This is a genomic window from Pseudomonas fluorescens, assembly GCF_902497995.1.
In the GTDB taxonomy this organism is placed as follows: domain Bacteria; phylum Pseudomonadota; class Gammaproteobacteria; order Pseudomonadales; family Pseudomonadaceae; genus Aquipseudomonas; species Aquipseudomonas fluorescens_BK.
This window is the reverse complement of sequence record NZ_CABVII010000024.1, coordinates 57,381-76,084: the sequence shown is the minus strand read 5'-3', so window position 1 is coordinate 76,084 and position 18,704 is coordinate 57,381. Positions and strand designations below refer to the sequence as shown.

At 60.1% G+C, this 18,704-nt stretch carries 15 protein-coding genes; 8 read left to right on the top strand and 7 right to left on the bottom strand.

All coding sequences use genetic code 11. The features are described 5' to 3' along the window. Positions 1-3,516, top strand: coding sequence for a calcium-binding protein (locus F8N80_RS24545; protein WP_150784873.1), 3,516 nt, complete (start codon positions 1-3; stop codon positions 3,514-3,516). A gap of 108 nt (positions 3,517-3,624) precedes the next feature. On the opposite strand, the gene F8N80_RS24540 is transcribed toward F8N80_RS24545, so the two are convergent. From F8N80_RS24540 to F8N80_RS24530, 3 genes are read right to left on the bottom strand one after another with little or no spacing between them, the layout of a single operon-like run. Further along, positions 3,625-4,215, bottom strand: coding sequence for an LON peptidase substrate-binding domain-containing protein (locus F8N80_RS24540; protein WP_150784872.1), 591 nt, complete (start codon positions 4,213-4,215; stop codon positions 3,625-3,627). A 10-nt stretch (positions 4,216-4,225) separates the two neighbouring features. Then, a complete protein-coding gene (locus tag F8N80_RS24535; protein WP_150746856.1) occupies positions 4,226-4,942 on the bottom strand; it encodes an LrgB family protein in 717 nt (238 codons plus the stop codon). Then, positions 4,939-5,301, bottom strand: coding sequence for a CidA/LrgA family protein (locus F8N80_RS24530; protein ID WP_150746855.1), 363 nt, complete (start codon positions 5,299-5,301; stop codon positions 4,939-4,941). The genes F8N80_RS24535 and F8N80_RS24530 overlap by 4 nt, the downstream gene beginning before the upstream one ends. A gap of 197 nt (positions 5,302-5,498) precedes the next feature. Between F8N80_RS24530 and F8N80_RS24525 the strand changes: the two genes are divergently transcribed. The 3 genes from F8N80_RS24525 (at position 5,499) to F8N80_RS24515 (ending at position 8,454) form a co-directional block, all read left to right on the top strand. Next, the gene (locus F8N80_RS24525) at positions 5,499-5,954 is read left to right on the top strand and encodes a MaoC family dehydratase (RefSeq protein WP_150746854.1); all 456 of its coding nucleotides are present in this window, start codon (positions 5,499-5,501) and stop codon (positions 5,952-5,954) included. Positions 5,955-6,066: 112 nt separating this feature from the next. Beyond that, positions 6,067-7,785: a C13 family peptidase gene (locus F8N80_RS24520; protein WP_150784871.1), complete on the top strand. Its 1,719-nt coding sequence runs from the start codon at positions 6,067-6,069 to the stop codon at positions 7,783-7,785. Between the two features lie 27 nt (positions 7,786-7,812). After that, a complete protein-coding gene (locus F8N80_RS24515; protein WP_150746852.1) occupies positions 7,813-8,454 on the top strand; it encodes an oxidoreductase in 642 nt (213 codons plus the stop codon). A gap of 133 nt (positions 8,455-8,587) precedes the next feature. On the opposite strand, the gene F8N80_RS24510 is transcribed toward F8N80_RS24515, so the two are convergent. The 4 genes from F8N80_RS24510 to F8N80_RS24495 all read right to left on the bottom strand — a co-directional run bounded on the left by F8N80_RS24510 (position 8,588) and on the right by F8N80_RS24495 (position 12,928). Then, positions 8,588-8,872: a YceK/YidQ family lipoprotein gene (locus F8N80_RS24510; RefSeq protein ID WP_150746851.1), complete on the bottom strand. Its 285-nt coding sequence runs from the start codon at positions 8,870-8,872 to the stop codon at positions 8,588-8,590. Beyond that, positions 8,865-9,497, bottom strand: coding sequence for a flavin prenyltransferase UbiX (ubiX, locus tag F8N80_RS24505; protein WP_150746850.1), 633 nt, complete (start codon positions 9,495-9,497; stop codon positions 8,865-8,867). Before ubiX ends, F8N80_RS24510 begins: the two co-directional genes overlap by 8 nt. After that, positions 9,494-10,843 carry a UDP-N-acetylmuramate:L-alanyl-gamma-D-glutamyl-meso-diaminopimelate ligase gene (gene mpl, locus F8N80_RS24500; RefSeq protein ID WP_150746849.1) on the bottom strand — a complete coding sequence of 450 codons (1,350 nt, stop codon included), beginning with the start codon at positions 10,841-10,843 and terminating at the stop codon, positions 9,494-9,496. The genes ubiX and mpl overlap by 4 nt, the downstream gene beginning before the upstream one ends. 171 nt (positions 10,844-11,014) lie before the next feature. Further along, on the bottom strand, positions 11,015-12,928 hold the full coding sequence (locus F8N80_RS24495) for a sigma-54-dependent Fis family transcriptional regulator (protein ID WP_150784870.1): 1,914 nt from the start codon (positions 12,926-12,928) through the stop codon (positions 11,015-11,017). 297 nt (positions 12,929-13,225) lie between these two features. On the opposite strand from F8N80_RS24495, the gene exaC reads away from it, so the two are divergent. From exaC to eutC, 4 genes are all read left to right on the top strand, one after another. After that, positions 13,226-14,746: an acetaldehyde dehydrogenase ExaC gene (gene exaC, locus F8N80_RS24490; RefSeq protein WP_150784869.1), complete on the top strand. Its 1,521-nt coding sequence runs from the start codon at positions 13,226-13,228 to the stop codon at positions 14,744-14,746. Between the two features lie 173 nt (positions 14,747-14,919). Continuing rightward, complete coding sequence (gene eat / locus F8N80_RS24480; protein ID WP_150746846.1) at positions 14,920-16,368, top strand: ethanolamine permease; 1,449 nt, start codon at positions 14,920-14,922, stop codon at positions 16,366-16,368. Positions 16,369-16,419: 51 nt separating this feature from the next. Beyond that, entirely contained in the window at positions 16,420-17,814 is a 1,395-nt protein-coding gene (locus tag F8N80_RS24475) for an ethanolamine ammonia-lyase subunit EutB (RefSeq protein WP_150784868.1), read from the top strand. 8 nt (positions 17,815-17,822) lie between these two features. Then, a complete protein-coding gene (gene eutC, locus F8N80_RS24470) occupies positions 17,823-18,647 on the top strand; it encodes an ethanolamine ammonia-lyase subunit EutC (protein WP_191632973.1) in 825 nt (274 codons plus the stop codon). The last annotated feature ends 57 nt before the right edge of the window (positions 18,648-18,704 follow it).

Genomic DNA, 18,704 nt, shown 5'->3' with positions numbered 1-18,704 from the left:
ATGGCACAACTTATCGAACCCGCCATGGAAAGTGCAACCCACCGCCCCCTTCAGGTAACGGCGATCGGCGCTTCGGCCAACAGTCATGCGCCGGCAGCCGGAAAAATTGATACGCTCCCCAGCGCGCCACCTTTGACACCTGCCCCCACGGAAGCGCCAGACACAACACACCCAAGCCAGGTATCCCCTCGCTCACTCAAAATCCTTGATAAACAGTTCGGGCCCTTGCGATTTGGCAACTCCAACATCACTCGCGTAGAACTCAAGGCCTTGGGCGCGATGGTGCATGGCCGCGCCATCAGCACGGCAAACGCGAACATGCAAACCCCCGACCAGTTTTTTGTGGATGGACTGAGTTTTGACTCAACCAAGGTGGAGGTCCGTGTTAAATCCGTGAAAACCTCAGACAGTGGCACCGTAGCCACTCTGTTCTATGAAATAGCCATGAGCCGCTCGGTCGACGCCCCTCCCCTGTTCGTCGGCTCGGATCCGCTGATACCGGGCAGCTCGCTGGATCGCCTCGACAAGCTAAGCAAGGCGGCGCAAAAACTGGACATTCATTCCGTCGAGTCCGTTAACCAGTATCCACGCTGGGCCAAGACCAAAAACTATGTGCTGGGCGGCACAGGCGTAGGGATGCAGGCCTTCGGAATCTATAGTGGCTTCAGGGGGGCCATGGAAGCCCTCAAGGTTGGCGACACGGGCGAAGCGGTGTTCAACGGTGCATCGATTGCGAGTGAAGTGGGTTCGTTGATCGTCGAACGAGGCCTGACCAAGGGCGGCGTTGCGATGATCGAGAGCGGCGCTGTCGTACTCAAACGGTTTTCCGCCACATCGGTAGGCAGCGTATTCAGTCGGGGGGCCGGGCTATTTGCCAGCGTGATCACCCTGCCGTTTGACGTTATCAGTGCCGTCAATGCCTTTAATGCCGCCGCCGCCTCGCAAGGCAAGGTGGCCCAGGACCATTATGTCAGTGGCGGCGTAAGCGTGGCCAGCGCGAGCCTCAGCCTTGTATTGGGCGCGGCGGCGCTGGCCGGTTACGGAAGTGTCGCCGGACCTGTTGGCATCGCTGCCGCCGCCATACTCATCGTTGGAGCGGAAATCTACCGGGCCGCGCGGATCGTGGACGACATTGATGATTATATTGAACTGAGCGCTCACGAACGTCTGCGCGCTGGCTGGTTCGCCTTCTGGGGGGTCAAGCTGGATCAGCACGTGATGGATCGCCACAAGATTGCCAAGACCCTCAGCGATTACAGCCTTCAGTTAGAGCTCTCGACAAAAGACTTGCTTGAAGGCGCGTATAAAGACCAACTGGAATACATTGTAAACGGCAGTTTCGACGTTACGCTGCGGACCATCAAAATCTGGCACTACCAATGGGACGAAAACGCCGGGGAACAACCGTACGAACTTGATAACGAGCCGGTTATCGTTGGTACAGACGACGTTATCGATGCTCGTGATGGGATCCCGCCAAACCTCAACGGCAGCGTCAAAGGAAGCCCAGGTGAAAATAAAGGGGTTTTTTGGCGGCTTGGTGACGGCAATGACAAGGTCTTCGGCGTCAAGGACAAGCCCAATGCCTTCCGCTATCGGGAGGGCGCCAAGGCACTGACCGGCGGCGACAAGGATGACGGGTTTTACTTCGAAACAACCGAAGCGGAACTGAACCGGCCACTGCGACCTGCCCGAACCAGCATTCTTGACGGGGGCGAGGGTTCCGACACACTGACCTTCGAGGGATCCCTTCCGGCCACTGATACCCGTCATGTCGGTTACGACATCAATCTGCAGACCGGCAAGGTTGCCTTGCGCCACCAAGACCCTGCGAAAGACGACATCCCGGTCGCGCAGCTCAAATCCATCGAAAACATCTCGACCTTGCGAAGCGGTTTGAATCGGGTCACCGGGAGCGACATGGCCGACCAGATCTCGGCCAACGGTAACGACCAGATCAATGCCGGACCTGGCGGTGACACCATCGCGATCCGCGGGCCGGACTGTCGGGTTGATGGCGGCCCCGGTACAGATCGCTACTTCATCGCCGACACCACGGCTCGAGTGACCATTGTCGAAGACGGCGAACAATCGAGCCTTGTCGTATTCGACTGGCCAATGGAGCGCATTCAACACTGGCAGATCATCGATACTTCGCTGGTCATCCGTTCGTTGCGGGGCAAGGAGGGCGAACTCCCCGAACACGTGTTGACCATCGAGAATGTCTACGAACATGTCGACGGTCAGCGTCAGGTGAAAAACAATCGGTTGCTGTTTAAAACCCGGGACAGTTACCAGCTGACGCCCCTCTTGCCTTCTCATCTGACTGACTCAGCCGCTTACGACGTAGAATGCATAGTGACCGGCGGACAGCCCGCGCCTGCCCCGCACATCGCCAACAGCGGAACCGTAGTGATCGGCGAGCTGGAGTCGACGCACAACTTTGTTTCACGCGCTGGCCGCAGAGTCGATTTCATCGCTTACGCCAACACACCCGAAACTTCCGCGGTGTTTTATTTGGATTACACAAATGAAGAAATATTTGAAATCAGAGTCAGTTATGACATGGAAGCGAACATTGGCACCTCGGACTATACCTACCTGACGTACTCAAATTTCAATATATGGGTTTGGCTGCCCTCGAAAATTATTAATTTCACAGGCATCATTCGCGAAATACCACAGCCAAAAACTGCGGCCCATACGAGTGGCAGTATTCGGATCGCCGGCGTTCACAGCGCGCATGACATTGTACTGGTTATGCAGGATGGCAAATCCTATCGGCTAACTCCCCCGCACATTTCCTACATTGAAGACGCCGCCACGCCGGGTCACAAATCACGTATGGCCTGGGAATGCCTGAAGCCTCGGCACGGCCACTATCGCTTTATCAGCCCCATACGAATAAAGCCATTTTTGCTCGCCACCACTCCCCAGCAGGTTAAATTTCCCGCACCTCCACATACCGGTATCTACGTACTGCATGGCCAAGCCTCGAACTACGATGTCTATCCTGTCAGCGACACCCTGCTCAGCCTGTCCACACCTGGCGCCATCGCACAAACCTCTGACGCATCGACCTGGACGCTCTTCAGTACCGAAATGAAAGAAACTGTAACGCGCAACGAAATACGGCTGACGTCCGAAAACCTGCAAGTCGGTAGCGCGGTGGTCCAGTTGCCGAGCCTGGACCACCCGGGACCGGTGGAATCCATCAGCGTGGCAACTTCATCTGGAAATATTTATACCGTCGAACTTTTATTTGAAGTGCTGCAACTCTATGTGATGAACGCACAAGGCTACGCCAGCATCGACGCCCTGTTGGCTGACATTCGTGCGCACCAGGAACGAAACGAACTGGCCGTAACGGTTGTTGTTAAAAACATCGACTTCTCGTCACGAACTCACGGCACGGTGCACTACAACTCGACGAACGATTATTGGGGAATCGATACGGATCCGGAGTATCGCATCCAACCCGAGGATCTGTTGATAGTACCGATCGAGAAAGCCTGACCCGTACTGATTAGATACACACCTGGCATGACGTTTATCGTCACGCCAGGTTTGCCACATGCTTGACTGTCGAAGGGGCGTTAAACCTGCCAGACCGTCACCAGCGCCTCAGGCAAACAACTCCCCTTGCAACTCATCCAGCAGCGCCTGGATCGCGTCCAGCCGCTGCTGCGGATCGTCAAGTTGCAACAGATCGATCTTGTCCAACTCGGCGAACGGCAGCAAATACGCCAACTGATTAGCCAGCGATTGTTGCCCGATCGCTTCGTTGCCCATATTCAGGGCTTCGACCATCGGGTGTTCCGCCAAGGCCTTGAGCAGCGCGACCAAATCGGCGTCCTCGTCCTGGAGCGGTTGTTCGGGTTCGTCTTCCAGCCACTGGACCTCGGCGACAATCAACTGATCGCGCTGCACTTCGGTGCGCACCACGTGGAAACGCCGCCCGCCCTGCACCCGAATGCCCAGCAGGCCATTGTCCTGCTGCTTGAAATCGGTGATCCGCGCTTCGCACCCGACGAGCGCATAGCCCGCCGGAGCGATGCCAACTTCTTCGCCATCGAGAATGCACACCACGCCGAAGCCGCCGCCCTGTTTCATGCAGCGGCCGATCATGTCCAGGTAGCGCGCCTCGAAAATCTGCAAGTCGAGGATGCAGCCAGGAAACAGCACCGTGTTCAGCGGAAAAAGCGGCAAGCTCATAAATATTTCCTTACACCACCATCGACACTGCCAACGGCAGGAACACCGCCGTGGCCACGCCCATCAGACTCATCGCCAGCGCCGCGAAGGCGCCGCACTCTTCACTTTCCTGCATCGCCACCGCCGTGCCGACCGCGTGGGCGGTCATGCCCAGGGCCATGCCGCGGGCTTCAGGACTGTGGACCCCGAGCCGGGTCAAAAGACTCGGCCCGAAGATCGCCCCGATCACCCCGGTGATCAACACGAACACCGCCGCCAGCGCCGCGACGCCACCGATCTGCTCGGCCACCAGCATGGCAATCGGCGATGTCACCGACTTCGGCGCCATGGTCATCAGGATCATGTGTTCGGCGCCAAACCACCAGCCCAGCAATACGCCCATGCCCGTGGCAACCACGCCGCCTATCACCAGCGTAGTAAATATCGGCCAGAACAACTGACGAATCCGCCGCAGGTTGAGGTAAAGCGGCACCGCCAGCGCGACCGTTGCGGGGCCGAGCAAGATGCTGAGAATCTCGGTGCTCTTGCGGTATTCAGCGTAGGTCAGGCCGCATCCCACCAGCACACCGATCACCAGCAGCATGGAAACCAGCACCGGTTGCAGAAAGATCCAGCGGGTTTTCTCGAACGCCGCCAACACCAATTGATAGGCGCCCAGGGTCACGCCAATGCCGAATAACGGATGATGAATCACCGATGCCCAGGCTCCGTGCCAGTCGAAGATCATTGGCCGTCCTCATGAGGCGCGTGACGCTTGATCATGCGCTGCATCAAGACTCCGGCAAACGCCAGGGACAGCACCAGCGACAACACCAGCGCGCCGACGATGGCCCAGAAGTCCGCCGCGATATCGGCGGCGTAAACCATCACGCCCACGGCCGGTGGCACCAGCAGCAACGGCAGGTAGCGCAGCAGACTGCTGGCCGCCAGGTTCAGCGGCTCACCGACCTGGCCACGGCTGATCAGAAACACCAGCAACAGCAGCAGGCCGATGATCGGCCCCGGTAGCACCGGCAAAAACAAATGGTTGAGGGCGGTCCCGAGCAATTGGAACAGCACCAGCCAGGTCAGGCCACGTAACAACATCCTTCATCTCCCGCAAAACCCGTCACCCGCAATGGCGGGTTGCGCATTATAAACATGCCGACGCTATGGATCGGCATTCGCAAGAAGCATGGACAGTTGACCGGAGCCATTTGCCATGTTGATCTAAAGAGGTAATCCGGGAGGTCAAATCCCCCCACCTCAAAACTATAAAACCGATGAACCCAAGGAGGGTCTCAATGCCCTATGTTCCCGTTGCAGAGCTCAAAGATTATATCGGCAAGGAACTCGGACGTTCCGAATGGCTCACCATCGATCAGGAGCGCATCAACCTGTTCGCCGAAGCCACAGGGGACTATCAGTTCATCCACGTCGACCCGGTCAAAGCCGCGCAAACGCCATTTGGCAGCACCATTGCACACGGTTTCCTGTCGCTGTCGCTGATCCCCAAACTGATGGAAGACATCCTCGTCATGCCTGAAGGCTTGAAGATGGTGGTCAATTACGGCCTCGACAGCGTGCGTTTCATTCAGCCGGTCAAGGTCGACTCGAAAGTGCGACTCAAGGTCGATCTGACCGAAGTCACCGAGAAAAAACCCGGCCAATGGCTGCTCAAGGCCACCGCCACCCTGGAAATCGAAGGCTCGGAAAAACCGGCGTATATCGCGCAACCCTTGTCCCTCTGCTTCGTATAAACCATCCCGGAGGCGAAGCAGCTCACGCTGTTTCGCGCCCTCTCCTTTGTCCTGGCTATGTAAGGACACCGAGCTGCGGCATACTCGGTCGCCTAATTGCCCGGATCCCGCTATGCGCTCACTAGCACTCCTTGCCTTGACCCTATTACTCACCGCTTGCGGCGATGGCGAATCACTGTTGCCTCCCGACGCCCGCCTGCCGGACGGCGGTCGCTATCGTGGCGATCTGGTCAATGGCTTGCTGCAAGGCCAGGGCCGCGTCGACTATCCGAACGGCAGCTGGTACGCCGGCGGGTTCGATCAGGGCCAATGGCATGGCCAGGGCGAATGGCACGGCAGTAACGGCGAAGTCTATCGCGGGTCTTTCAATCAAGGGCTGTTCGACGGCAAGGGTCAGCTGAGCACCAGCGGCAGCAGCTATACCGGCGGCTTCAAGGCCGGGCGACGGGACGGTGAAGGCACCCTCAAAGAAAACGGCATGACCTATCGCGGGGAATTCAAAGCCGATCAATACTCGGGGCTCGGGCGTCTCGAGCTCGAAGACGGCAGCTCGTATCAGGGCCAGTTCGCCCACGGCAAACCCAACGGCGAAGGCCAGCGGGGCGACGCCAGCGGCAATCAGTTCACCGGCCATTTCGTCGACGGTCAGCTGGAAGGCAAAGGGACATTCAACAGTGCCGATGGCGACATCTACGTCGGCGGTTTCAAGAACAATCAACTGCACGGCAAGGGTCGCTACGAGAACGCCGACGGCGATGTCTGGCTTGGCCTGTTCAAGGAAGGCTCGCTCAACGGCAAGGGCGAGATGATCGGCGCCGACGGCAGCCACTATATCGGCCAGTTCAACGACTGGCGCTTTACCGGCCAGGGCCGATTGAACCTGCCCGATGGCAGCTTTTATATCGGCCAATTCGACGTCGACAATTACAACGGTCACGGCACGCTGGTGCTGACCGATGGCACGGTGCAGAGCGGTACCTGGATCAACGGCCAGCGCGTGCGCGATGCCGACGGCAAGTTACTGCCCGACCCGCTCGAGCTCGGCTTGCTGGCCCAGGGCCGCCTGCTTGACGACGCGTTGGCCAACGTACCGGCCTCGACCCCGGCGATCGAGCTCTACACCCTGACCCTTGGTGGTGACGGCAAGCAAAGCGTGTTCCTGCGCGAGTCCGATTACGTCAGCAACATGCTCACCAGCCGCTTCGGCGCCTTTGGCCAGATCCGCCTGGTCAACCATCGCGACCACCTTGTCGACCGGCCGATGGCCACCCGGGAAAACCTGCGCCGCGCCGCCCTGACGCTGGCCGAGCGCAGCGGCCCGGAAGATTTGATTTTCCTGTACCTGACCAGCCACGGCACCAGCGAACATGAACTGGTGCTCGACCAGCCGCGCATGGAACTGTCCGATCTGCCGGCCGACGAACTTGCTGCCGTCCTGGCACCGCTGAAAAATCGCGACAAGATCATCGTGATTTCGTCTTGCTACTCCGGCGGCTTCATCCCGGCCCTGAAAGACGAGCGCACCCTGATCATGACGGCCTCGCGGGCCGACCGGGTGTCCTTCGGCTGCTCTGAACAAGCCAACTTCACTTACTTTGGCGATGCCTTGTTTGCTCAGGCGCTGAACCAGACCGACGATCTGGAGCACGCCTTCAAGCTGGCCAAGGCCACCGTGGCCGAGCGCGAACTGGCAGACAGCTTCGAAGCCTCCGAGCCGCAGATCTGGGCGCCGAAAACCGTGCTCTCCCACTGGCAGCTGCTACGCAAACAGCAAGCACGAAAGGCACTGCAAAGTGCCTCTATCCGCAGCAAGGATGCAAAGAGCGACTAAGCTCAATAGTATCAAGGGGGAAACACTATGTACTTGACGCCTCAGCACGTATTGCTTGCCGGAGCCACGGGCTTGACCGGTGAACATCTTCTCGACCGTCTGCTCAATGAGCCAACGATTACGCGAGTATTGGCGCCATCACGCCGGCCATTGGCCGAGCACCCTCATCTGGAAAACCCGGTCGGCGACCCGGCGGTATTTCTGCCGCAATTGAACGGTCGCGTCGACATCGCCTACTGCTGCCTGGGCACCACGATCAAGCAGGCCGGCTCGGAACAGGCGTTTCGCGCGGTGGACCTGGACATGGTGGTGGCGTTCGCCAAACGTGCACGGGAGATGGGCGCACGGCACCTGATCGTGATCAGTGCCTTGGGGGCCGATCGCAGATCCTCGATTTTCTATAACCGGGTCAAAGGCGAGATGGAATACGCATTGCGCGCGCAGGACTGGCCGCAACTGACCATTTGCCGACCTTCGTTGCTGCTGGGCGAACGCATTGAACCGCGAATGGCCGAGCAATTCGTTGGGCCCTTGTCCCGCTTGATCCCCGGCAAATATCGCGGCATCGAAGCCTGCCAACTGGCACGCGCCCTGTGGCGACTGGCGCTGGAAGAGCAGGATGGGCTGCGGATTGTCGAGTCGGATGAGTTGCGCAAGTTAGGTAGGTAGTCCTTTGGCGCCTGAAATGACGCCTTCGCGAGCAAGCCCGCTCCCACATTTTGACCGAGTTTTCCGGACGAGCTCGGTCAAAATGTGGGAGCGGGCTTGCTCGCGAAGGGCGCGACGCCGATCCAATGTCGAGCTACAACCCGCCAGTCGCCTGAAAACTGACCCCAATCACAGTCAACAACGACAGCGGCAACAACAATGTATCGAGCAAGGCGCTGGCCGGCAGGTCAAGGCCGGGGTAGCTCGGTGCTTCTGCGCCAAAGCGGTCCATGGCGCAGCAACCGCCATTCATGGCATACAAATCCAGCCGGGTCCCCGAATATACCACCGGCGCCCCCGGCTTGGCGGCATCGAGCGTACGCGCGGTGGCGCAACCCGTCAGCTGCAACGCCAGCACCAGCACCAGCAGCTTATTCATCGCTGGTCAGATGGTGCTCGCCCCAGCGCGGCAGCATGTCCTGGGGAATGTTCAGCAGATTGAGAATCCGCGCCACGACGAAATCGATGAGATCATCGATCGTTTGCGGCTGATGATAGAAGCCCGGCGACGCCGGCAAAATCGTCACACCCATAGTCGATAACTTGAGCATGTGCTCCAGATGAATGCTCGAATACGGCGCCTCGCGCGGCACCAGAATCAACTGGCGACGCTCCTTCAAAGTGACGTCGGCGGCACGCTCGATCAGGTTATTGCAGGCCCCCGTCGCAATGGCCGACAAGGTACCGGTGGAACACGGCACCACCACCATCGCCGCCGGCGCGCCAGAGCCCGAAGCCACCGGCGACATCCAGTCTTCCTTGCCGTACACCCGAATCTGCCCGGCGGCCGCGCCGGTGTATTCGGTGAGGAAGGCCTGCATCATTTGCGTCTTGGGTGGCAACGTAACGTCGGTCTCGGTGGCCATCACCAGTTGCGCCGCCTTGGAAATCAGGAAGTGCACCTCGCGGTCTTCGCGAATCAGACAGTCCAGCAGGCGTAAACCATACTGGGCGCCGGAAGCGCCGGTCATCGCCAGTGTGATGCGTTCCGGACCATTGTTCATTGCAGCGCCTCGGCGAGTTTGCCGTGCAGGCCGCCGAAGCCGCCGTTGCTCATGATCACCACGTGGGTGCCGGGCTGGGCCTGGCTCTTCACGCGCTCGACGATGCCTTCCAGCGAATCGCTGACGATCGACGGCACGGTGCACAGCGCTGCGGTAGCGCCCAGGTCCCAACCGAGGTTGGCCGGCGCATACCAGATCACCTGGTCGGCATCGACCACGCTTTCCGGCAAGCCATCACGGTGAGCGCCGAGCTTCATGGAGTTGGAGCGCGGCTCGATGATCGCGATCAACGGGGCGTCGCCAATGCGCTTGCGCAGGCCGTCGAGGGTGGTAGCGATGGCGGTCGGGTGATGAGCGAAGTCGTCGTAGATAGTGATGCCACGGACTTGCGCGACGATCTCCATCCGTCGCTTCACGCTTTTGAAGGCACTCAGCGCGGCGATGCCCATGGACGGCACAACGCCGACGTGACGCGCCGCAGCCAAAGTAGCCAGGGCGTTGGCAACGTTGTGTTGTCCGGTCATGTCCCACTCGACCACGCCCTGGGCGACGCCTTCGAACATCACTTCGAATATCGAACCGTCTTCGCTCAGCAACTTGACCTGCCACTGACCGCCAGCACCGGTGGTTTGCACCGGCGTCCAGCAGCCCATCTCGATCACGCGCTGCAACGCCGGTTCGGTAGTCGGATGGATCACCAGGCCTTCGCTCGGAATCGTCCGCACCAAATGGTGGAATTGCCGTTCAATTGCCGGAAGATCGGGGAAAATATCGGCGTGATCGTACTCCAGATTATTCAGGATCGCCGTGCGCGGGCGGTAGTGAACGAACTTGGAGCGTTTATCGAAGAAGGCGCTGTCGTATTCGTCGGCTTCGATGACGAAGAAGGGCGTGTCACCCAGGCGCGCCGACACCGAGAAGTTCTGCGGCACGCCGCCGATCAGGAAACCCGGGCTCATGCCCGCATGTTCCAGCACCCAGGCAAGCATGCTGCTGGTGGTGGTCTTGCCGTGAGTACCGGCAACGGCCAGCACCCAGCGGCCTTGCAGCACGTGATCCGCCAGCCATTGCGGGCCGGAGACGTAAGGCAGGCCTTTGTTCAGCACGTATTCGACGGCCGGGTTGCCGCGGGACATGGCGTTGCCGACCACCACCAGATCCGGTGCCGGATCGAGCTGCGCCGGGTCGTAGCCTTGGGTCAACTCAATGCCCTGCGCCTCCAGCTGAGTGCTCATCGGCGGATAGACGTTGGCATCGGAGCCCGTCACGTGGTGGCCCAGCTCTTTGGCCAGAACCGCCATCGAACCCATGAAAGTACCGCAGATACCAAGAATATGAATGTGCATAGTCGACCTCGTAAAACATGGCCGCAGGTTAGCCCAGGGAGGGGAAATTCGCACCTTGTGTTTCGGACTGGACCACCACAGCCCTGTAGGAGCGAGGCTTGCCCGCGAAGCTTTTGGCGGCCTCGAGGCCCCCTTCGCGGGCAAGCCTCGCTCCTACATGGGGAGGTGCGTTTACCGGGCTATGCCGTGTTTACGCAGCTTTCTATAGAGGGTATTGCGGCTGACTCCCAGCTGTTCGGCCGTGTGGGTCATATGCCAACGTGTCTGCTCCAGCGCATTGAGCAGCGCCAGCCGCTCGGCATCCTCCAGCGGATGCTCGGACGGCGCTTCGGCGGCCACGACCGGCGCCGGCCGAGCCTGGCGAATCATCGCCGGCAAATCCTCCAGCCCGATTCGTCCGCCTTCACACAATGCGGCCAACGTACGCAGTACATTGCGCAACTGCCGTACATTCCCCGGCCAGGCAAAACCCAGCAACGCCTGCCGTGCCGGCGCGTCGATGATCACCGTTTCGCCGCCAGCCTCTTCGGCCAGCAAAAAATCGAGCAGCTGGGATTTATCGCTGCGCTCGCGCAACGCCGGCAGTGCAACTTCCAGCCCATTGAGCCGATAATACAAATCCTCGCGGAAGCTGCCGTCCTGCACCCGTTCCAACAGATTGCGGTGAGTGGCACTGATAATTCGTACATTGACCGACTCCGGCTCGCCGCCAATCGGTACCACCTGACGATCTTCCAGCACCCTCAACAGCCGGGTCTGCAAGGCCAGCGGCATGTCGCCGATTTCATCGAGAAACAAGGTACCGCCATCGGCCTGCTGCAACTTGCCGCGCATGCCCTCCTTGCGCGCCCCGGTGAAACTGCCGCCGCGATAGCCAAACAGCTCGCTCTCGATCAGGCTTTCAGGAATGGCCGCGCAATTGAGCGCGACGAAGGCTTTTTCGGCCCGTTGACTGGCGTGGTGCACGGCTTTGGCGAAGGCCTCCTTGCCGGACCCGGTTTCGCCGTTGATCAGCAATGGCACGTCACGTTCGAAGACTCGCAGGGATTTGCGAAAATCCTCCTGTAACGCGGTGTCGCCCAGACAGATCCCGGACAGCCGGGAACGATCGGCAACCATCGGACTGCGCACCAGCGGTACCGGAATGCTGCGTGGTTGCCCTCGCAGCAAGGCAAACAGGCTCCGGCCGTCACGGGTGCGCAGCGGCCAACTGGCGCTGGCATTGACGCTCGCACGGCCGAGCAGTTCATCCAGCGAGCAATCGAAAAACGCCTCGACCGGTTTGCCCAGCAACCCACCGCGGATATGTCCCAACAGGTTCAGCGCGCTCTGGTTGACTGCGCTGATTCGCCCTTCCCCGTCGAACGCCAGCAGTCCTTCGCTGAACAAGCCGACGGACTCGGCCTGAAGATGAAAACGCAGCAACCATTGATTGTCGAAATAACGCAGGAAATAGCAGCTCTCGATCATCTTCGCCGAAAGGTTGACCAGCGCCATGGTGTGGAACTGGCTCTGCCGCGAGACTTCGTGGCGCGCCGAAGACACGTCGAGCACCGCCAGCAGTTCGCCATGAGGATCGAATACCGGGCTTGCCGAGCAGGTCAGGCCTGTATGGCGACCGCGAAAGTGTTCATCCTGGTGGATGGTCAGGGATTGACGCTCCACCAGGCAAGTGCCGATACCATTGGTGCCTTCACAGGCTTCGCTCCAGTCGGCGCCAAGCCAAAGCCCGGCGCGTTCGAAAATTTTCCGCTCGGCCGGCGCGGTGACACAGTTGAGAATGACCCCGCGGGCATCGGTGAGCAGCACCGCATGGCCGGCGCCGGAGAGCTGCTGATGAAGGCTGGACATTTCGTTGCCGGCAATGTGCAACACCTGCTGCAAGCGTTCGCGACTTTCCAGGAGGCGACCATGTTCCAGCACTGTCGGGGCCATGGTCAGGGCCGGATCGAGGTGGTAGTCCTCAAGGCAGCGCAGCCAGGAGCGGGCAATGGATGGATCGCTGCCGGGACCCTGCAGGTGCGATTTTCCCTGAGTGACGGTCAAAACCTGGTGGGCATGGCGACTCAAATGGTTGTCGTGCATTTCTTGTTCTTCTCCCCGAGCGATTTTCACGCCGCCCTGTTGTACGCGAGCATCCTCCAGCAGAGCCAGCATTGCAATGCTGGCAAGACCACCCGGTCACAAGCTGTGCCACAAACGGTACAAAGTGTCACATGGGATGTACCGAAAGCGTCACAGGCTGCGCCCGCCTGTCCGACAAAAATCGCGCAAGGCCTTGATTTACCTGGGCTACAGCGCAGTGGCCCGACCTTTGCTCTACGCTTATAACAAGCGCACATGCGCGCTCCCTTATAAATACAAAAGCCAAGGAGAAACATCATGCGTTACGCTCACCCCGGTACTGAAGGCGCTATCGTTTCGTTCAAGAGCCAATACGGTAACTACATCGGCGGCGAGTTCGTCGCGCCTGTCAAAGGTCAGTACTTCACCAATACCTCGCCAGTGAATGGCCAACCGATTGCCGAATTCCCGCGCTCCACGGCCGAAGACATCGAAAAGGCCCTGGACGCTGCCCACGCGGCCGCCGATGCCTGGGGCGCCACGTCCGTCCAGGCGCGCTCGCTGGTGCTGCTGAAAATCGCCGACCGCATCGAGCAGAACCTGGAAGTCCTGGCAATCACCGAATCCTGGGACAACGGCAAAGCCGTGCGCGAAACCCTTAACGCCGACATCCCGCTGGCCGCCGACCACTTCCGCTACTACGCCGGTTGCATCCGTGCGCAGGAAGGCAGCGCCGCCGAGATCGACGGCAACACCGTGGCCTATCACATCCATGAACCACTGGGCGTGGTCGGGCAGATCATCCCGTGGAACTTCCCTATCCTGATGGCCGCCTGGAAACTCGCCCCGGCCCTGGCTGCCGGCAACTGCGTGGTACTCAAGCCTGCCGAGCAAACCCCGCTGGGCATTACCGTGCTGATGGAGCTGATCGGCGACCTGCTGCCGCCGGGCGTGCTCAACGTGGTGCAAGGCTTCGGCAAAGAAGCCGGTGAAGCCCTGGCCACCAGCAAACGCATCGCCAAGATCGCCTTCACCGGCTCGACCCCGGTCGGCTCGCACATCATGAAATGCGCCGCCGAGAACATCATTCCGTCCACTGTGGAGCTGGGTGGCAAGTCGCCGAACATCTTCTTCGCCGACATCATGCAAGCCGAAGAAACCTTCATCGAAAAAGCCGCCGAAGGCCTGGTGCTGGCGTTCTTCAACCAGGGCGAAGTCTGCACCTGCCCTTCCCGCGCATTGGTGCAAGAGTCGATCTACGACGACTTCATGAAAGTCGTGATGAAGAAAGTCCTGCAAATCAAACGTGGCGACCCGCTGGACACCGACACCATGGTCGGCGCCCAGGCGTCCGAGCAGCAATTCGACAAAATCCTTTCGTACCTGGAAATCGCCAAGGGCGAAGGCGCCGAGCTGCTGACGGGCGGCAAGGTGGAAAAACTCGAGGGCAACCTGGCGACCGGGTATTACATCCAGCCGACCCTGCTCAAGGGCACCAACAAAATGCGCGTATTCCAGGAAGAAATCTTTGGCCCGGTGGTGAGCATCACCACCTTCAAGGACGAAGCCGAAGCCCTGGCCATCGCCAACGACACCGAGTTCGGCCTCGGTGCCGGTCTGTGGACCCGCGACATCAACCGCGCCTACCGCATGGGCCGCGCCATCAAGGCCGGTCGTGTGTGGACCAACTGCTACCACCTGTACCCGGCGCATGCCGCGTTCGGTGGCTACAAGAAGTCCGGCGTCGGCCGTGAAACCCACAAGATGATGCTCGATCACTATCAGCAGACCAAAAACCTGCTGGTGAGCTACGACATCAACCCGCTGGGCTTCTTCTAACCCATCAGCACACCGCAATCCCCTGTGGGAGCGGGCTTGCTCGCGAAAGCGGTCTGACAGTCAACCTCCCTGTTGAATGTCCCGACCTCTTCGCGAGCAAGCCCGATCCCACAGGGGTGCCCCGCACATTCCGGCACCGCGCCGGCCAAAAACAATAAGAAATGGTGAACTCGATGCCTAGCGAATCCCCTGGTGCTTCCGCACCCGGCTCCTCTGTGGACTTTGAAAAAGTCGGCTCCGACTATTTCCAGCAACGCGAACTGAAAAAAGGTGCGGCAGGCTGGGTCCTGCTGGTCGGCCTCGGTGTTGCCTACGTCATCTCCGGCGATTACGCGGGGTGGAACTTCGGCCTGGCCCAGGGTGGCTGGGGCGGTATGTTTCTCGCCACGCTGCTGATGGCGACCATGTACCTGTGCATGTGCTTTTCCCTGGCGGAATTGTCTTCCATGATCCCGACCGCAGGCGGTGGCTACGGTTTTGCCCGTAGTGCGTTCGGCCCTTGGGGCGGGTTCCTGACCGGAACCGCGATCCTGATCGAATACGCCATCGCCCCTGCGGCGATCGCGGTGTTTATCGGCGCCTATTGCGAGTCCCTGTTCGGCATTGGCGGCTGGATGATCTACCTGGCGTTCTACATCATTTTTATTGCCATCCATATTTTCGGCGTCGGTGAAGCCCTCAAATTGATGTTCGGCATCACCGCCGTCGCCGCTCTGGCACTGGGGGTGTTCCTGATCTCCATGGTGCCGCACTTCAACGTCGCCAACCTGCTCGACATCCCGGTCACCGAGGCCAAGGGCGCCAGCAGCTTCCTGCCCTTCGGCTACGTCGGCGTCTGGGCCGCCATTCCCTATGCCATCTGGTTTTTCCTCGCCGTCGAAGGTGTGCCGCTGGCGGCTGAAGAAACCAAAAACCCGAAACGCGACCTGCCCCGCGGACTGATTGGCGCCATGCTGGTGCTGGTGAGCTTTGCCCTGCTGATTCTGGTGATCGGCCCAGGAGGTGCAGGTGCACATGCCCTGGTGACCTCGGGCAATCCGTTGGTCGAAGCACTGAGCAAGGCCTATGGCGGCTCGACCTGGATGGGCCACTTCGTCAATCTGGTGGGCCTGGCCGGGCTGATTGCCAGTTTCTTCTCCATCATCTACGCCTACTCGCGGCAGATTTTCGCGCTGTCCCGCGCCGGCTACCTGCCGCGCAAACTGTCAGAAACCAACAAGAGCAAGGCCCCCGTACTGGCGTTGATCATTCCTGGCATCATCGGGTTCGGGTTGTCGCTGACCGGTCAGGGTGACTTGCTGATTCTGGTGGCGGTGTTCGGTGCGACCATTTCCTACGTATTGATGATGGCGGCGCACATCACGCTGCGCATTCGGCGCCCCAAGATGGATCGGCCATACCGCACGCCGGGCGGTATCTTCACCTCGGGTGTCGCGCTGGTGCTGGCTTGCATCGCCGTGGTGGCGGGTTTTCTGGTAGATCCGCGCGTGGTGGTTGGCGCTGCGATCATCTATGGAGTGTTAATTGCTTACTTCGCTTTCTACAGTAGGCATCACTTGGTGGCAGGCACGCCCGAAGAAGAATTCGCGGCCATTCAGAAAGCCGAAAAAGCCCTGCACTGACGGCTGCAAATTACGGCGCAGCCCCCATCTGCGCCGTCACGGAGAATCTTTATGGCTAGTTTTGCTCACACTGTCGGTGGCCACACCTACCGTTTCGACAGCCTCAAGGAGGTCATGGCCAAGGCCAGTCCGGCGCGCTCCGGGGACTTTCTGGCGGGTGTCGCGGCACTCAACGATGGCGAGCGGGTGGCCGCGCAGATGGCGCTGGCGAACATCCCGCTTACCCACTTCCTGCAGGAAGTTCTGATTCCCTACGAGTCCGATGAAATCACCCGGCTGATCATCGACACTCACGATAAACAGGCATTTGCGGTCGTCAGCCACCTCACCGTCGGCGGTTTGCGCGACTGGCTGCTCAGCGATGCCGCCGACGAACAAAGCCTGCGCGCCCTCGCCCCCGGCCTGACCCCGGAAATGGCCGCCGCCGTGTCGAAAATCATGCGCGTGCAGGACCTGGTGCTGGTGGCGCAGAAAATCCGCGTGGTCACCCGATTCCGCGGCACCCTGGGCCTGCGCGGCCGGTTATCCACACGCCTGCAACCGAACCACCCCACCGATGAACCCGCCGGCATCGCCGCGAGCATTCTCGACGGCCTGCTGTACGGCAATGGCGACGCGATGATCGGCATCAACCCGGCCACCGACAGCCTCAGCTCCATCTGCGCCATGCTGGAAATGCTCGACGCCATCATCCAGCGCTACGAGATTCCCACTCAAGCCTGCGTGCTGACCCACGTCACCACCTCGATTGAAGCCATCAATCGCGGTGTTCCGCTGGACCTGGTGTTTCAGTCAATCGCCGGCACCGAAGCGGCCAACGCCAGTTTCGGCATCAACCTCAACGTCTTGCAGGAAGGCTACGACGCCGGTCTGAGCCTGAATCGCGGCACCTTGGGCCAGAACCTGATGTATTTCGAGACCGGCCAGGGCAGTGCCCTGTCGGCCAATGCCCACCACGGCATCGATCAGCAGACCTGCGAAACCCGGGCCTACGCCGTGGCGCGTCATTTCAAGCCGTTCCTGGTGAATACGGTTGTAGGCTTCATCGGCCCGGAATACCTCTACAACGGTAAACAAATCATCCGCGCAGGCCTCGAAGACCACTTCTGCGGCAAGCTTCTGGGCGTACCGATGGGCTGCGACATCTGCTACACCAACCACGCCGAAGCCGATCAGGATGACATGGACACCCTCCTGACCCTGTTGGGCGTGGCCGGGATCAACTTCATCATGGGCATCCCCGGCTCCGACGACATCATGCTCAACTACCAGACCACTTCGTTCCACGACGCGCTCTACGCTCGCCAGACCCTGGGGCTGAAACCGGCGCCGGAGTTCGAAAAATGGCTGGCAAAAATGGGCATATTCACTCAGGCGGACGGCAAGATTCACTTCGGCGACAGCCTGCCGCCAGCCTTCCGTCAGGCCATGGCGCAACTGGGATGAATGTATTAATGGATAAACCACCTGTTGATCAGCCAAACCCCTTGCTGGGACTGCGCCGCCTGACGCCGGCGCGGATTGCCTTGGGCCGCACCGGCACCAGTATGCCAACCCATGCGCAGCTGGATTTCCAATACGCCCACGCCCAGGCCCGGGATGCAGTGCACTTGCCGTTCGACCATGCCGCGCTCGGCTCGCAACTGGCGGCGCGTGGACGTGAAAGCCTGTTGCTGCACAGCGCGGCAACGGACCGTAACAGTTACTTGCAGCGCCCCGACCTGGGACGAAAGTTGAGTGAGGCCTCGGCGCAGACCCTGCGCGATCTCGCAGCGGCCAATCCCGGCGGCGTCGATCTGGCCATCGTCGTCGCCGACGGCCTGTCGGCCCTGGCCGTTCATCGCCACACCGTGCCGTTCCTGACCCGGATGGAAGAACAGATCGAGGCTGAGGGCTGGTCGGTTTCACCTGTGGTTCTGGTTGAGCAAGGCCGCGTTGCCGTGGCCGACGAAATTGGCGAGTTATTGGGCGCCAAGATGGTCGTGATCCTGATCGGTGAACGCCCAGGCCTCAGCTCGCCAGACAGCCTGGGATTATATTTCACCTACAATCCAAAGATCGGCCTGACGGATGCTTATCGCAATTGCATCTCCAACGTGCGACTCGAAGGCCTGAGTTATGGCATGGCGGCACATCGTTTGCTTTATCTGATGCGCGAAGCCTGCCGGCGCCAGTTGTCGGGGGTCCATCTCAAGGACGAGGCTCAGGTCCAAACGCTGGAGTCGGACGCAGGTGCAGATAAAAAAGGAAATTTCCTACTAAGCACGCCGCATGCCTGAACCGTTTCCGCATTGCGTTTCCATTCGGGTTTCAGGCAGGATCGATGCACGGCCGCC

What these genes read in the sequence shown, in the direction of transcription:
- eat (WP_150746846.1), top strand. Translation starts at nt 14,920, where the DNA reads ATGCCTAGCGAATCCCCTGGTGCTTCCGCACCCGGCTCCTCTGTGGAC.
- F8N80_RS24545 (WP_150784873.1), top strand. Translation starts at nt 1, where the DNA reads ATGGCACAACTTATCGAACCCGCCATGGAAAGTGCAACCCACCGCCCC.
- exaC (WP_150784869.1), top strand. Translation starts at nt 13,226, where the DNA reads ATGCGTTACGCTCACCCCGGTACTGAAGGCGCTATCGTTTCGTTCAAG.
- F8N80_RS24495 (WP_150784870.1), bottom strand. Translation starts at nt 12,928, where the DNA reads ATGCACGACAACCATTTGAGTCGCCATGCCCACCAGGTTTTGACCGTC.
- F8N80_RS24515 (WP_150746852.1), top strand. Translation starts at nt 7,813, where the DNA reads ATGTACTTGACGCCTCAGCACGTATTGCTTGCCGGAGCCACGGGCTTG.
- F8N80_RS24475 (WP_150784868.1), top strand. Translation starts at nt 16,420, where the DNA reads ATGGCTAGTTTTGCTCACACTGTCGGTGGCCACACCTACCGTTTCGAC.
- F8N80_RS24525 (WP_150746854.1), top strand. Translation starts at nt 5,499, where the DNA reads ATGCCCTATGTTCCCGTTGCAGAGCTCAAAGATTATATCGGCAAGGAA.
- eutC (WP_191632973.1), top strand. Translation starts at nt 17,823, where the DNA reads ATGGATAAACCACCTGTTGATCAGCCAAACCCCTTGCTGGGACTGCGC.
- F8N80_RS24535 (WP_150746856.1), bottom strand. Translation starts at nt 4,942, where the DNA reads ATGATCTTCGACTGGCACGGAGCCTGGGCATCGGTGATTCATCATCCG.
- F8N80_RS24510 (WP_150746851.1), bottom strand. Translation starts at nt 8,872, where the DNA reads ATGAATAAGCTGCTGGTGCTGGTGCTGGCGTTGCAGCTGACGGGTTGC.
- mpl (WP_150746849.1), bottom strand. Translation starts at nt 10,843, where the DNA reads ATGCACATTCATATTCTTGGTATCTGCGGTACTTTCATGGGTTCGATG.
- F8N80_RS24520 (WP_150784871.1), top strand. Translation starts at nt 6,067, where the DNA reads ATGCGCTCACTAGCACTCCTTGCCTTGACCCTATTACTCACCGCTTGC.
- F8N80_RS24530 (WP_150746855.1), bottom strand. Translation starts at nt 5,301, where the DNA reads ATGTTGTTACGTGGCCTGACCTGGCTGGTGCTGTTCCAATTGCTCGGG.
- F8N80_RS24540 (WP_150784872.1), bottom strand. Translation starts at nt 4,215, where the DNA reads ATGAGCTTGCCGCTTTTTCCGCTGAACACGGTGCTGTTTCCTGGCTGC.
- ubiX (WP_150746850.1), bottom strand. Translation starts at nt 9,497, where the DNA reads ATGAACAATGGTCCGGAACGCATCACACTGGCGATGACCGGCGCTTCC.